We start from the raw sequence: 14965 nt of genomic DNA, 5'->3' as shown, positions 1-14965 counted from the left end.
GAATTGTTTGCCGCTAAAAAATAATGGTTTCGCCCTAAAAAGTCGGCGCTGGCGATACGCCGCGAAGCAAGTCCACTTCTCGGACGACGCCATCGTTAGGTTTTGTGGCGATGAGGTCTTTATACAATTGCCGCTGGGCGTGTTAGCTGTCAATCTCATCGGTAGCTACATCGGTGGCTATCTGGTCGGCATCGCTGTGGCGATATTCCACATCAAAGCGGAGCTACCGCCAGAAAGGTGGGAATTTTCTGGTAACCGGCCATCCGATTTACTTGGCAGGGATACAATCCCGGCATAAAGCAATGTCATGGAGGCTGGGGTGGAGTTTCTTGCGCATGTCAAACCAGGCAGGGAGGGAGTGTGGGAAACCCACGAACTTGGAGAGCACCTGCGTGAAGTAGCGCGCCGTACTACTGAAGGTTCTGCGTGCTTTGCTCTCTCCGAATGGGGGCATCTTGCCGGCCTCTGGCACGACCTCGGGAAGTACCAGCCGGAATTCCAGAATTACATCCGCTCCGTCAGTGGTTTCGATGCCCACATTGAAACAGCACCGGGCAGGGTCAAGCATGCGATTGCCGGCTTCATCCACGCAGTTTTTTTGCATCCTTCAACTGCATGCTGACCGCAATGATGGCGCATCTGGTGAGCCTACGCCATGGGATACTGTTATTCGTGATCTGATTCTATGCTTGTACCCAAAGAATAATTTCAATTGAACATATGAACGAAAGAATGGAAAGGGCGGAGTGTCATATGCTATTTCATGCTCACAGCGCTAATGCTGTCGGTATCTGGCATCCCCTATTTGATCATCTGACCTCTGTATCACGTCTTGCGCGAGAGTTTGCAGTAGCTACGCCATGGGCTGATGAGGCGCGTCTGTCCGGGTTGCTGCATGACCTCGGCAAGTACCGTTACAGCTATCAGCATTACATTCGGCAGGTACATGACCCAACTGGGCATATCGAAGGCTGGGCGGGTGGACGAGACAAGACGCACTCGACCGCGGGCGGGCTATGGCCACAACAATACCCGCGGAAGAGCTTCGGACCACAAGGCTAGCGCATTAACATAGTGCGAAATAAATATCCCTGATGTCACAGCATACGGTTGTTGTAACGGAGCCATTTAGTTGAAGCCCCACTTGGTATGCGGCAGATGAGACCATACAAAATTGCACCGGAAATCGCAGGGCCAGTTGCTATTTGGACTCGACGGGATATGGGGGGTTCTCGTGTCACATGCAAGACCTGCCTTATGAGAGCATGAAACCGTAATGGAATTTCTCGCTCATTCAGCCAACTCAGATGGAAATACACATCTGCTGTGGGATCACTTGCAAGCAGTCGGCAACTTAGCGCGCGGATTTGCCGAAAAAAACTCTCCCGGCTTGAGTGATGCCGCTTACTGGGCAGGACTGCTGCACGATCTCGGCAAGTATCGCGATGAGTTTCAGCAATACTTGCGAGCCGAGCGAGATAGCAGCACTGAAACTCATCATGCGGTGTACGGTGCGGCTTTGGCTTATCGGCAGGACTGGCTTGGTCCTGCATTCGCCATTGCTGGGCATCATGCCGGATTGCATGACCACAACGAATTACAAACCTTGGTAGAAGGTGCGACATATCGGACGGCTGAGCGAGTGCCGTTGCTTGCCGAGCGATTCAAGGATGAGTTGGGCAAGATTCCCCAAAAAATTGCCGAACCGCTCTTTGTAGAAAACAAGAGCCACAGTGCCGAGTTCTACATTCGGATGCTGTTCTCAACGCTGGTTGATGCCGATTTCCTCGATACTGAGGCGCACTACAAAATAGCATCAAGAGCAACCCACAAACTTCAAGCCGCCGAATTGCTCCGGCTGCTGATTACCGAGAAAGAAAGCAAATCGAGCGACGGCAAACTCAATGCCATTCGTAACAGCATCTTTCAGCAATGCCTCGACAAGGCACAAGAATCACCGGGATTCTTCTCACTGACCGTTCCAACCGGCGGTGGCAAGACACTGGCGGGAATGGCTTTCGCCTTGGCTCATGCCGCACAACCCCAACATGAGCTTCGGCGGATTATTGTCGTCATCCCTTACCTTTCAATCATCGAACAGAACGCAGCTCAATACCGGCGCATCCTCGACCCAGCAAACCTTGGCATAGTCATTGAACATCACTCCGCTGTGAATGTGCCGGAAGATACCGGTGAAACGAGGTCGCGCGCCCCCTTTGAAAAACACCCAAACGAATATGCGGCAGAAAACTGGGATGCGCCTATCATCGTTACGACCTCGGTGCAGTTCATCGAATCGCTGTTCGCAAACCGTACCTCACACTGCCGCAAGCTCCACAACATCGCGCATTCGGTGGTGATTTTCGATGAAGTGCAAACGCTGCCATCGCACTTGCTCAATCCGTTGCTCAACGTGTTTCGTGAGCTGCGCGATCACTACGGCGTCAGCTTCGTGTTCTCAACGGCAACCCAACCTGCTTTCCAATATCGTCCCTCATCTCTCAGCGAGGGTTTCAGGCTAGGTGAAATTCAAGAAATAACTCAGGGCAGCACCGAGGCTAATTTTCACAGCCTGCGCCGGGTATCTATTCAGCCACCCAAGCCTGATGAAACCACCGGATGGAATGTTTTAGCCGAACAAATGGCTCTACGTGACCAAGCCTTGTGCATCGTGAATATTCGCAGTCACGCTTATGATTTATGGGAGAAACTACGCCGTACTGTTCCTCAGAAAGAAAGAGACGCGGTGTTTCATCTATCTTCGGCTATGTGCGCCGAGCACCGCTTTACTGTGCTTGGCGATGATCGTGAACCTGAGCCCGATACCATTCGTTATCGTTTGCGCAATAAGCAGCCCTGCCGCCTTGTCTCAACCCAACTGATCGAAGCGGGCGTGGATGTGGATTTCCCTATTGTCTGGCGCGCTCTCGGCCCTCTTGATTCCATTGTCCAAGCTGCCGGGCGTTGCAACCGCGAGAATCGCTTGTGCGACGAGGCGGGCAAGCCCGCTTTCGGTGAGGTCATCGTTTTTCGCCCTGAAGACAACAAGCTGCCCCCAGGTGAGTATCGCACTGCCTCAGACATTACAGCTACACTGCTTGCACAGGTCGAGGCCGACACACTTGCAACCGACCACGAGCTGTTTGGACGGTATTTTGATGGACTTCATCAACTCGTGCCGACCGATCAAAAAAATATTCAATGCGAACGGGAAAAACTGCACTTCCGCAAAGTTGCCAGGCTGGCGAAAGTCATAGAAAACGACACACAGGCAGTCATCGTCCCTTATGGCAAAGGCTGTAGCCTCGTCGAAGAAATTCGCACGCGCCCTGTCATCAAAGGCCAGCCGCGCTTCAGTCGCGACGACTTGAGACGGCTGCAACGCTACATGGTCAATCTGCATTCGCGCGATTTTCAAAAGCTTGTTATGCACAAAGCTATCTCGCCGCTGTTACCCAATCTTGAAATCAATGTGTTAGCCGAAGGTTGGTATCATCCCAACCTTGGCATTGTTATCGACAAACGCCCGACGGAGGACTTTTTTGCATGAGCGACAACTCTATCACCATCCGCGTTTGGGGCGATTACGCCTGCTTCACGCGCCCAGAAATGAAGATCGAGCGCGTGAGCTATCCCGTCATGACGCCTTCAGCCGCTCGCGGTGTTCTCGAAGCGATTTTCTGGGAACCGGAAATCTATTATTTGATTGACTCGATACATGTCGTCCGGCGCGGATGCTGGTTTTCCTTTCGGCGTAATGAAGTCATCAGCGTTATCAGTATCGACAACGCAAAAACCTGGATGAAATCGCCTGAGAAGGTTTCTCCGATTCGGGCAGGTGGCGGCGCGGAGGACGGCACGCAGCGCAATATGCTCGCGCTGGCGGGTGTCGAATACCTCATTACCGCCGAAGTGCATTTGAGTGACATAGGCAAAAGAAGAGGTCACCCGATCAAGACATACCGGACAGAAATTGAGCGACGGGCAAAAAGCGGCAAGTGCTATCACCGCCCGTATTTAGGTGTCCGCGAATTCGCTGCCGACTTTGACTTGGAAGACGATGCCCAAGCGGCACTGGAACGACGTTCAGCGGAACTCGACAAAAGTTGTAAGAGCATCTGGCCCGAAGAAGACCTGGGGTTAATGCTGTACGACGTGTTCGACCACGAACGGCGCACACAAGGCTTTCGCTGGTTAAAGGAAGAAGAACAAGAAAAACTACCCAAGAAAAAAGCAGCACCAAGATGGGAAGGCTCGTTGGTAAAACCTGAAGCGGTTTTCTTCCAAGCGAACATAAAAGACGCAAAGCTCGATTGTCATCCGCAGCGTGTCCGCTTGGCACGTAATCGAGTTGCGGGAGAATAGCGATGCTGCTTAAAGAGCTATACGACTTTGCGTTAACTAAAAACCTGTTGGAAGACCCAGCTTTTGTCAAAAAAGCCGTTCGCTGGATTATCCAACTCGACAAGGAAGGTCAGCTAATCGGTGAAGGCCCAATCGAAACTCACATAGACAAAGAGAAAAAAGCGCTTGAATTTTCGATACCCAAAACCACAAGGCCAACTGGCGGCGGGCAAGTTTCCGATTTTCTGGTGGATGACATTGGCGCATTATTCAACTTGAATACGAAGCCTGAGCAAGAGCTAAATCTTCGTGCTACAAACAACCTTCGTGTAAAACATGATGATTTTTGGCGGCAGATCGCTAAGGCATCTACGACCACACAATACCCTGCATTTGCTTTGCTGCTTAGATTTTACAAGCGGCTCCAGGGAAGCCCGCCATCGTTCTTGAGGTTGGAAACATCGGGGTCGCCAAAATGGATGATTCGAAAAGCAGATGGCAGTGAAATCAAATTAGGTTCCGATCTTCTTACATTTTCTGTTGATGGCGAGATTCTCATCAACGACGAAAATGTTGTTCGCCCTTATTGGCGGCAAGCCTATAAGGGCGAAGTGGCGGAGACTGATGGCACAGCTCAAAAGGGATTGTGTCTAATCACCGGCCAACAGAATGTTTCCATCGCGCGAACCCATACGCCGATGGTGACAGGCCTGCCGAAACCAGCAAGGCCTACGGGTGCAGGGTTGGTTGGTTTTGATAAAGATGCTTTTTGCTCTTACGGCTTAGAGCAGAGTTTCAATGCACCGGTATCAATCGAAGCTTCAAAAGCTTATCTCGCAGCCATACAGTATCTCAGTAAACAGGAAGATAATTGGCTTTCTATTGGCCCCGCTTGGCTGTGTTTTTGGGCTGTAAAAACGGAAGCGATTTCCAGTATTTTTGCCCGCCTGTTAAAGCAGCCAAACCCGAGAACCATCAGGGCATTTATGGTTACGCCGTGGAGCGGATTTCAACAGCCACCAAACGGGCTTGAGCGATTTATCGCCATTACGTTTTCTGCGGCAGGGCCACGCATTATCGTCAAGGACTGGCTCCAAATTACAGTTCAGGATGCAGAGTCAAATTTCAAGCAATGGTTCGAGGATTTAGACATTGCCCCATACGGCGGCAATGGTGCTTTACAAGATGACCGCGCCCCTTTGTCTATTGACCAGCTTGCATGTACCACCATCAGTCGAAAAAGCGATGGTAAATTCGACCGCGAAAAACTCAATCCCGATTTGATTGCTGCACTCTATCGCGCCGCACTGAAGAATGAGTCGCTTCCAATCACATTGCTTAAGATTGTTCTGGATCGCCTCAAAGCCAACGTCGCCAAGAACGGTTTGAAAGCTTTGTACGATCAAAGCCGCTTTGCCCTGATTAAACTGATACTCAACCACCAACTACGAAATGAGGGGAAAACAGAAATGAAAACACACGTTTTTGAAACCGATGATCCTGCCTATAACTGCGGGAGATTGCTGGCAGTTTTCGACTCGCTCCAACGATCTGCTCATGGAAGTAGTTTTGATGGATCAACCATTGCTGAACGTTACTTTGGCTCCGCCTCGACAACACCTAATACAGCATTCTCCCTACTCTGGAAACTTCATCAACACCATTTGAAAAAGCTCCGGCAACAAGGTGAGAATGGCCAACGGGCAGCCGCCAAAATCAAGACTTCCATTATTGAAATTGCCGGTTTGTTTGTGCCGACAATACCAGGCACTCCTCCGCAATTTTCCCGTTACTTCACCTTGGTCGAGCAGGGGCGATTTGCATTGGGTTTCTATCAGCAAATGGCGGCACGTAAAGCAGCCATTGATGAATACATGAAAAAGAAAAAAGCGGGCGAACTGAAGCCTGAAGAAATTGACGACGTGTTAGAGCTTGCCGATAACGAATAATATTAACCAACCGAATATAGGAGACAAATATGAGCGATAACATTCTGACCAACCGACACGATTTTCTGATGTTGTTTGAGGTGACCAACGGCAACCCGAATGGCGATCCTGATGCAGGCAATATGCCTCGGCTCGACCCGAACTCGAATCGCGGGCTTGTCTCCGACGTGTGCCTGAAGCGTAAAGTCAGAAATTTCGTCGAACAATTCCCACATGGTCGCGCCGATAGCGACGCCAATGGATTCAACATCCTCATCAAGCAAGGGGCGGTGATTGAAACCGAGCAGAAAAAAGGAATCGAAGCGGCCAAGGCGCAGCAAAAGGACAAGGATAAACAGGCTGAAGCAGCAATGAAATGGCTATGTCGGGAATTTTATGATGTTCGCACTTTCGGCGGAGTGCTCTCTACTGGCGACGACGTTATGAAAGGCTCTGCGTGGGGTCAAGTGCGCGGCCCGGTGCAGTTCACCTTCGGCCAATCTTTTCATCCAATTACACCGCTTGAAATCACCATCACCCGTTGTGCTGTGACCAAAGAGGCAGATAAGGCCAAGGAGCGCACCATGGGCAATAAACATATCGTCCCGTATGCGCTCTATGCCGCGAAGGGCTATGTTTCTCCTGCCTTCGCAGAACGCACAGGCTTTACACAAGCCGACCTCGACTTGCTATTCAAAGCGATACTGCAAATGTTCGAGCATGATCGCTCCGCAGCGCGCGGCGAGATGGTGGTGCGCGGACTTTACGACTTCGAACACGTTGGTACACAGCACGAGAACAACGCAGAGCAAAATAAACGCGAAGCCCGCTTGGGCTGCGCACATGCGCACAAACTGTTTGAAGGCATCAAGGTCGATCTGACCAACGAAGCGAAGGCAAAGGGCTTCCCCGAATCTTTTGCTGATTACCATGTGACTTGCGGATGGACGAAAGATAATCTGCCGAAAGGTGTGCGACTGCACAACAGACACGATGCGTGATTTGTCATGCAGAATTCGCGCCATTGATGCCCAGATAGCCACCGCAGCTATTCTGGAAATTATCCTAACTACCATGCGGCAAGACTGACGACCCAACTGGAACACATTAAACTGAACATCATGTCAATGAGACAGTGACAATGGACTGGCGCGACCGCATCATTTCCAACCCCGACATCCTGCTCGGCAAACCAACCATCAAGGGCACGCGGATATCCGTCGAGTTGATCCTGGGATGTTTAGACAGCGACTGGTCCTTCGATGACATCTTGGAGTCCTATCCCAATATCACACGGGAGGACATCCTCGCCGCGCTGGCCTATGCAAAACATCTTGCGTCGGCGCGTCGACTCCTCGCACTGACTCCCGGAGCAAAGCTGGCGCACACGAGCGAAATCCAGTTTGTGGCCGAGCAGACACCGAATGATGGCTACGTCGCCAGTGCGATTGAGGTAGATATTTTTACCGAAGCAGACGACCTGCACAGCTTGCGCGTGCAAGTACGGGATGCCGTGTGCTGTCATTTTGCGGAAGAGGAACTGCCAAGCCGTATCCGTTTGTTTATTGCGCAAGAAGAAGTTTTGAGCGTGTGAGATTGGCATGCTGTCATCTATGACCTGGAATGCCGACGATGCCATCCCGCTATCGGCGCTCAACCATTGGACTTATTGTCCGCGCCGTTGCTGCCTGATTCATCTTGAGGGCGAGTTCACGAATAATATCCATACGGCACGCGGCGTTGCGGAACATGACAGGGTGGATGTCATTCACCCTGAAACCGTGAGTGGTCGAAAGATCGAGACGGCTCTGCCGGTCTGGTGCGAACGTCTTGGCTTGGTTGGCAAGTGTGATGTAGTGGAGTTCTTGGTCGACGGCACGCCTTATCCGGTCGAGTACAAGCACGGCGCTCGCAAGAAGTGGGTCAACGACGATATTCAGCTTGCCGCTCAAGCACTGTGTCTCGAAGAGATGACCGGCAAGGCCGTGCCCCTCGGCGCCATTTACCACGCTACTTCCCGCCGTCGGCGCGAGGTGGCGATCACGCTGGAACTGCGGCAGGCGGTTGAGACGTGCGTGGTGGAAGTGCGCACCGCCCTGTCAGCGCCGACTTTGCCGCCGCCGGTTAATGACCAGCGTTGCAAGGAATGTTCGCTGATCGATCTTTGCCAGCCTGCGCCGCTTGCGGGGCAAGGCAAGCGGCGCAGGCTGGTGGCGCATTTATTCGAACCGGAATTTGAACCGGGAAACTGAGATGCAAACTCTCCTCAATACCCTTTACGTCACCACGCCTCTGTCCTATCTGCACCTGGATAACGACACGGTGCGGATCGAAGTGGAGCGCGAAACGAAATTGCGCGTACCGCTGCATCATCTGGGTGGCATCGTCGTCTTTGGCAACGTGCTGGTCTCGCCAGCCCTGATGCACCGCTTGGCGGACAACGGACAGAGTCTGGTGCTGCTCGACGGCAATGGCCGTTTCAAGGCGCGGCTGGAAGGTCCGGTGTCGGGCAACATCCTGCTGCGCCGTGCCCAGCATGAGAAGGCGAATGACGCGGCCTTCACGCTGGAAGTGGCGCGCGCCTGCATTGCCGGCAAGCTGCGCAACAGCCGGCAGGTGTTGCTGCGCGGCGCGCGCGAGGCAAAGGATGCGGCCGATGCCAGTGTCTTGTCGCGCGGTGCTGATGACCTGGCGGCGGCCCTGCGTGCTTTGCCCGGCGCGGCTGATCTGGATGTCGTGCGCGGCGTTGAAGGCGAGGCGGCGCGGCAGTATTTCGGGTGCATCAACTTCATCGTGCGCACCGATGTGCGGGAGGACTTTTCGCTGGACGGCCGTACCCGCCGGCCACCGCGTGACCGCATGAACGCGCTGCTCTCTTTCCTCTATGCCATGTTGATGAATGACTGCCGTTCTGCATTGGAATCGGTCGGCCTCGATCCGCAGTTGGGTTTCCTGCATGCCGTGCGACCGGGAAGGGCGGCGCTGGCGCTCGACCTGATGGAAGAGTTTCGCCACCAGGCAGATCGACTGGCCCTGACGCTGGTGAATCGCGGTCAGGTGCAGGCCGGCGATTTCACGCTGCACGAAGGCGGTGGCGTGACGCTCGCCGAGCAGGGGCGCAAGACGGTGGTGGTGGCGTGGCAGGAACGCAAACAGGAAACGCTGTCCCATCCGCTGCTGGAGCAGCCGGTCGCGCTCGGTCTGCTGCCGCAGTTGCAGGCGCGCTTTCTTGCCCGCACCCTGCGCGGCGATATGGAAAGCTATTTGCCTTTCCTGCTACGCTGATGTCATGCTGGTCATCGTCTGCTACGACGTGAATACCGAAACCCGCGAAGGGCGGCGCAGGCTACGCCGCGTCGCGCGCGTGTGCGAAGGTGTTGGGCAGCGAGTGCAAAAATCGGTCTTCGAATTTCAGATCGATCTGGCAAAAATGGAAGAATTGGAGCGGCGCCTGCTGGCCGAAATCAAGCCGGAGGAGGATAATCTGCGTCTCTATCGTTTGGCCGAGTCGAGAGGCTGCGAAGTGAGAGAGCACGGGGTTTTCAAAGCCACCGATTTTGATGGGCCGCTCGTGTTGTAGAAGGTGATGGCGTGTAGCGCGAACCCTAAGCTCACATGAAAAAGCGGGGAGGTTCGCGCAACATTCAAGTAGTTGAATTCTTGGGACAACGTCAGTTGATTGGGTATCCAATGGAAGCACGGAAAATGGTTCGAGCACCGGTTCGCGAAATGCGTGCCGAAATATCCGTGATTTCCGCCTGTTGTGCGCGAACCGTCGCGCCCCTCGGCAACGGGGGGCGAGGATTGAAACATGCCCAAGCGCGGCGAAAGCTTCGCGCACTCTTGTCGCGCCCCTCGGCAACGGGGGGCGAGGATTGAAACCATCGTAAGACGGAAACTTGGAACGCTCCCCGATGTCGCGCCCCTCGGCAACGGGGGGCGAGGATTGAAACGGAGCGAAATGCGAAAGTGGCCGAACTTTGGCCGCGTCGCGCCCCTCGGCAACGGGGGGCGAGGATTGAAACGCTAGTTCAAAAGGTGTTACCGGGCCGAATTACGGTCGCGCCCCTCGGCAACGGGGGGCGAGGATTGAAACGGTAGTTTGTACTTCGCAGAAATGTAGCTGGTGAAAGTCGCGCCCCTCGGCAACGGGGGGCGAGGATTGAAACATTTCCCGCGGAGGGAATGATTCGCATGTCATAGCCGGTCGCGCCCCTCGGCAACGGGGGGCGAGGATTGAAACCCATAGGGTTTGCTTTTACTTCTGCTTTTGTTGACGTCGCGCCCCTCGGCAACGGGGGGCGAGGATTGAAACTTGACGCCAGGCGCGTGGGAAACCTACCGGAAAGGTCGCGCCCCTCGGCAACGGGGGGCGAGGATTGAAACATTGCTGGATTGTTAGCGGATACGCAAACGCTTCGTCGCGCCCCTCGGCAACGGGGGGCGAGGATTGAAACTTTTCAAACGCCGTCATCCCTTCTGCGCCAGCCGTCGTCGCGCCCCTCGGCAACGGGGGGCGAGGATTGAAACTTCTTCGTGTGTGCCGAGGAAAAGGTGGCTAGGGGTCGCGCCCCTCGGCAACGGGGGGCGAGGATTGAAACATTCCAGTTCCGCGAACTCAGCCAAGGGCCAGCCTGTCGCGCCCCTCGGCAACGGGGGGCGAGGATTGAAACACCTTTTGAGAGTCGATATTCCATAATCATCATCAAAAGTCGCGCCCCTCGGCAACGGGGGGCGAGGATTGAAACAGCTGCATATTTGCTTACATTAGAAGATGAGCCCACGTCGCGCCCCTCGGCAACGGGGGGCGAGGATTGAAACTCATGCCACCACCTTCGTTAACGCAGCTTTTCGTTGTCGCGCCCCTCGGCAACGGGGGGCGAGGATTGAAACATCTCGCAAACGCAGACGAATCGCCCTCTCTTTCTCGTCGCGCCCCTCGGCAACGGGGGGCGAGGATTGAAACCTGCCCATTTCGTCGACTCAATAACTTCGGCCCCAGTCGCGCCCCTCGGCAACGGGGGGCGAGGATTGAAACATTGCTTTTACCCAATAGGAACAGGCTTTTTTAACGTCGCGCCCCTCGGCAACGGGGGGCGAGGATTGAAACTCCATGATCTAGCCGGAAACCTTCTTCAACTCGGGTCGCGCCCCTCGGCAACGGGGGGCGAGGATTGAAACAGTGGTGGATTTAAACGCCGCGAACGATTCGCATAGTCGCGCCCCTCGGCAACGGGGGGCGAGGATTGAAACCATCCAAAAAGCAGCCGCTTGCCCCGTTTTCCGGGTCGCGCCCCTCGGCAACGGGGGGCGAGGATTGAAACTGGGCAGTGTGGCAAGAAGGCGGTAATCTCGCTAGTCGCGCCCCTCGGCAACGGGGGGCGAGGATTGAAACCGATCAAGTTTCATCACAGATCGGAAAACAGCCAGGTCGCGCCCCTCGGCAACGGGGGGCGAGGATTGAAACAATGGCTGGCACCCGCATTTACACATCTTGCTGTGTCGCGCCCCTCGGCAACGGGGGGCGAGGATTGAAACAAACGATGTCAGGGGTCATTGGCGACGCCGTGATGGGGTCGCGCCCCTCGGCAACGGGGGGCGAGGATTGAAACACGATGGGGCCGGCGCGGTGCTTCCTGATTTGGGTCGCGCCCCTCGGCAACGGGGGGCGAGGATTGAAACATCCCCTGTGCAACGAGCGGCGCGATCTTTTCAAGTCGCGCCCCTCGGCAACGGGGGGCGAGGATTGAAACTTGTGCGGGAAGCGCTTGGCCATTGCATCCAGCTCGGTGTTGACTGCCTGAACCATAAGCCGTTTAACGTCAGCATAAGTTTTCTCTCCGTGTTGCAGGATAGCGTCGACCACATCGCGTCCGCTGGCAGACAGGGCTTCATAGCGCGACTTCATTCCCGCATCCACAACCACATCGCTTTTCCACAACGGTGCATAGCCCCACTTACGTGACATGGTGGAATCTTTCAGAAAGCTCTCCACGGCGGCTTTGTCCGTGACGTTGGAGGCCCGCTCCATGATTTCATCGACCGCTTTTTCCATGCGGTTCTTGATCTGATCCTTTTCATTCATGGCGCGCTGGAACGCCGCGGCGGAAGTGAGCCCCTGCTTGGTGGCCCGCTCAACCAGATCGTGCAGGAACATGACCTTGTCGAGCGCCTTGCTCGTCAGGTCAAGCGCCGTGGCCTTGGCCCGCTGTACCATTTCGGAAATCGTTGACTCCGTAAAAGTCTTGAACTCCGGCAGTGAACTGGGTGCGGTTTTCGCCGCGCTATCGGGAGAGACACTGAAGGCAACATCATTGCCATCCCAGCTAGCACCAGACAGTGCGGCGTCGCGCGCTTCGGCTAGCATCCGTATCAAGTCCACCGAGTTGAACTGCTCAACCCAGCCCGCTAATAGGGGAAGGTCGTTTTTTTCTGCAAACACGCGCACCCACTGCCGCAGATCGCCCAACCATTTAAGGATCGCCGTTTTCCAACCCCCCGTGGCTTTACCCGCGACCTGCGCCATGAGCTCGTCCGTCAGAGCTACTCTCTGGACATCGGTCGTCAGGCTGGAAGGGACGTACAGATCGAACTGATCCAACGCACCGAACCGCTTCGCCATCGTGCGCAGCCCCTCGATACCGCCCGCCTGATGGAAAATTTCAAGCAGCACCTTGGGGCGGCTATCCCCCAGCAAGGCGCGAAGGCCTCCATGCCCCAGTGATTCATGCAGTAGCGCTTCTTTAACGTCCGCTGCGGTGCGGGTGTTTTCCGCTACTATATAGGCGTACCCTTTATGGAGGACCCCATGAATTTCACTCAGTGGCACGCCTTCCTTAGCCGCGTGGTCTTTGACCTCCGCTGGAAGCTCTTCGGCGCGCCCAAGAACAATTACGTGTGCCTTACTTTCCGGCTTCCACAACCGGATGATCCCGTCGACAATCGTCTGGACACGAGCGACACTGAGCGGAGCCCCCGTTGACTTCTGGCGGGCGAACACCATGTCCTCACCCCCCCGCGCAAGCTCTTCCCGCACCTCGGAAGCCGCTTCGTCAACTTCTGCCCACGTGCCGGAACCGAGGATGTAATTCTTCTGTTCGTCGGTCAGCTCTCTCCACGGAACTGACCCTGCTTCGTTCCACCGGGCCTCAATGGCCCTGGCGGTTACTCCTTGATCTTCGGGCGCGCTGGCTGACTCTTGGGCATCGCTGCTTCGTGGGGAAGCACTGACGGCTTCAGTTGTGGGGGCACTGCTTGATTCGAGGCCCCGTGCTGCTCCCGCACCTGCGCCCGGAACTGGTCTGAAAACTCCTTCCACAGTTGATCCTTTTTCAACTGCTCGGCCCTCTCCGCGGGCGTCATTGTCGCCTCGCGGGCCAGACGCCGCTCCTTGTAGCTCGGGGGTCTGTTTTCTGACGGTAGCTTGTCGGTTGGCATCTGCAATGTCTCCACGAATACGCGTAATTATCTGCGAGGTAATACTACCATCCTGCCAGTTAATGTAGGCTCGAACCCACTGTGCCTGCTCGGCAAACGTCAACTGGTCAAAGGGCGCGTCTCCTCCCTCAACCTTTGAAGCATACTCCTCTGCGGCCTCGATAACGTCAATCGGCTGCGCGTCCGGGATTCTACTCTGCACCAATTCCAAGAGTGTCATTTCTTCTGGGAGCCGTGGAACCGCTTGAGCACGTTCCATCAGCGCATGCGCCACTGTATTCTCGCTGGGGGTCACACTGTCCACATAGTTTGGGTCGCGCCCCTCGGCAACGGGGGGCGAGGATTGAAACCCGTTATCAAGCAGCCCATTCCAGTAAACATCTAGTCGCGCCCCTCGGCAACGGGGGGCGAGGATTGAAACTCGGACCAGACATCTGCACGATGTCGCTACCGGAACGTATGTTGTCTTTCGGCATACCTCTTGCATGCATTTTCTGCATGTTGCGTATTCTCATCATCGACGAATCCCGGGTGCGGGCGGCAGAGCTCTGTGCGGGACTGGTCACGGCGGGGCATCAGGTGGCGGCCGTATTGCCGTCCGTGCTGGATCTGACGGCACAGATTGAGGCCATCAAACCGGATGTCATTTTGATCGAAACCAATTCGCCTTCCCGCGATACGCTGGAGAATCTGGCGGTAATGTCGCGCGATATGCCGCGTCCGGTGATCATGCTGACGCATGAGAACGATAGCGACGTCATGCGTGCTGCGTTCAAGGCTGGCGTCTCAGCCTATGTGGTGGATAACCTCGATCTGGCGCGGCTGAAACCGATTGTCGATGTGGCTATTGCACGCTTTGAGGAACACCAGCGTTTGAAGCGGGAAGTGGCGACAGCGACGCAGAAGCTGTCTGAGCGCAAGATCGTGGAAAAAGCCAAGGGCATCCTGATGAAAACGCGCGGGCTGGATGAAGGTCAGGCCTATGCGGCGCTACGTAAACTGGCGATGGAACGCGCCCAGCCATTGGTTAAAGTGGCGGGCGATCTGGTAGCGATGGCCAAGTTTTTGTTGTGATCAGCGCGCCTCATTCCGGTGCAAAAAGTGGATTTGTGCGCTATTGCGGTGCAGCATTTGCGCTATTCCGCCGTCTCGCCAGTGCCGACTTTTCGCGTGACTCCCTCGATTCCCTTTGAATTCCAGGCGTAGTGGGTGTTAGGTTTTTATTGAACGCTGCTGGCACGCTGGTTGCTATGTAA

The 14965-nt window shown here is 55.1% G+C and carries 13 protein-coding genes and 1 CRISPR repeat array; of the genes, 12 read left to right on the top strand and 1 reads right to left on the bottom strand.

Annotation, left to right across the window (positions count from 1 at the left end; genetic code table 11):
- Positions 1–7: 7 nt before the first annotated feature.
- The 11 genes from PG1C_RS12415 (at position 8) to cas2 (ending at position 9852) form a co-directional block, all read left to right on the top strand.
- Positions 8–298 (top strand): CrcB family protein, encoded by a 291-nt coding sequence (locus PG1C_RS12415; RefSeq protein ID WP_202635057.1) that lies wholly within the window; start codon positions 8–10, stop codon positions 296–298.
- Between the two features lie 9 nt (positions 299–307).
- Positions 308–622 (top strand): CRISPR-associated endonuclease Cas3'', encoded by a 315-nt coding sequence (locus PG1C_RS12410; RefSeq protein ID WP_202635056.1) that lies wholly within the window; start codon positions 308–310, stop codon positions 620–622.
- Positions 623–753: 131 nt separating this feature from the next.
- Entirely contained in the window at positions 754–1062 is a 309-nt protein-coding gene (locus PG1C_RS12405; protein WP_202635055.1) for an HD domain-containing protein, read from the top strand.
- Positions 1063–1276: 214 nt separating this feature from the next.
- Complete coding sequence (cas3, locus tag PG1C_RS12400; protein ID WP_202635054.1) at positions 1277–3550, top strand: CRISPR-associated helicase Cas3'; 2274 nt, start codon at positions 1277–1279, stop codon at positions 3548–3550.
- Positions 3547–4365: a type I-C CRISPR-associated protein Cas5c gene (gene cas5c / locus PG1C_RS12395; protein ID WP_202635053.1), complete on the top strand. Its 819-nt coding sequence runs from the start codon at positions 3547–3549 to the stop codon at positions 4363–4365. Before cas3 ends, cas5c begins: the two co-directional genes overlap by 4 nt.
- A gap of 2 nt (positions 4366–4367) precedes the next feature.
- Positions 4368–6293: a type I-C CRISPR-associated protein Cas8c/Csd1 gene (gene cas8c, locus PG1C_RS12390; RefSeq protein ID WP_202635052.1), complete on the top strand. Its 1926-nt coding sequence runs from the start codon at positions 4368–4370 to the stop codon at positions 6291–6293.
- Positions 6294–6322: 29 nt separating this feature from the next.
- On the top strand, positions 6323–7273 hold the full coding sequence (gene cas7c, locus PG1C_RS12385; RefSeq protein WP_202635051.1) for a type I-C CRISPR-associated protein Cas7/Csd2: 951 nt from the start codon (positions 6323–6325) through the stop codon (positions 7271–7273).
- A 140-nt stretch (positions 7274–7413) separates the two neighbouring features.
- A complete protein-coding gene (locus PG1C_RS12380) occupies positions 7414–7866 on the top strand; it encodes a DUF433 domain-containing protein (protein ID WP_202635050.1) in 453 nt (150 codons plus the stop codon).
- A 7-nt stretch (positions 7867–7873) separates the two neighbouring features.
- Positions 7874–8524, top strand: coding sequence for a CRISPR-associated protein Cas4 (gene cas4, locus PG1C_RS12375; protein WP_237218185.1), 651 nt, complete (start codon positions 7874–7876; stop codon positions 8522–8524).
- 1 nt (position 8525) lies between these two features.
- Positions 8526–9557 (top strand): type I-C CRISPR-associated endonuclease Cas1c, encoded by a 1032-nt coding sequence (cas1c, locus tag PG1C_RS12370; protein ID WP_202635049.1) that lies wholly within the window; start codon positions 8526–8528, stop codon positions 9555–9557.
- A gap of 4 nt (positions 9558–9561) precedes the next feature.
- Positions 9562–9852 (top strand): CRISPR-associated endonuclease Cas2, encoded by a 291-nt coding sequence (gene cas2, locus PG1C_RS12365; protein ID WP_202635048.1) that lies wholly within the window; start codon positions 9562–9564, stop codon positions 9850–9852.
- Between the two features lie 194 nt (positions 9853–10046).
- Positions 10047–12025: a CRISPR direct-repeat array (repeat unit 37 nt; unit sequence GTCGCGCCCCTCGGCAACGGGGGGCGAGGATTGAAAC).
- 1411 nt (positions 12026–13436) lie between these two features.
- On the opposite strand, the gene PG1C_RS12360 is transcribed toward cas2, so the two are convergent.
- Positions 13437–13709 (bottom strand): hypothetical protein, encoded by a 273-nt coding sequence (locus PG1C_RS12360; protein ID WP_202635047.1) that lies wholly within the window; start codon positions 13707–13709, stop codon positions 13437–13439.
- A 498-nt stretch (positions 13710–14207) separates the two neighbouring features.
- Here PG1C_RS12360 and PG1C_RS12355 point away from each other — a divergent pair, with 498 nt between their 5' ends.
- Positions 14208–14783, top strand: coding sequence for an ANTAR domain-containing response regulator (locus PG1C_RS12355; protein WP_202635046.1), 576 nt, complete (start codon positions 14208–14210; stop codon positions 14781–14783).
- The last annotated feature ends 182 nt before the right edge of the window (positions 14784–14965 follow it).

The sequence above is a fragment of the Rugosibacter aromaticivorans genome (genome assembly GCF_000934545.1).
GTDB lineage: Bacteria > Pseudomonadota > Gammaproteobacteria > Burkholderiales > Rhodocyclaceae > Rugosibacter > Rugosibacter aromaticivorans.
This window is presented reverse-complemented; position numbering and strand designations above follow the sequence as displayed.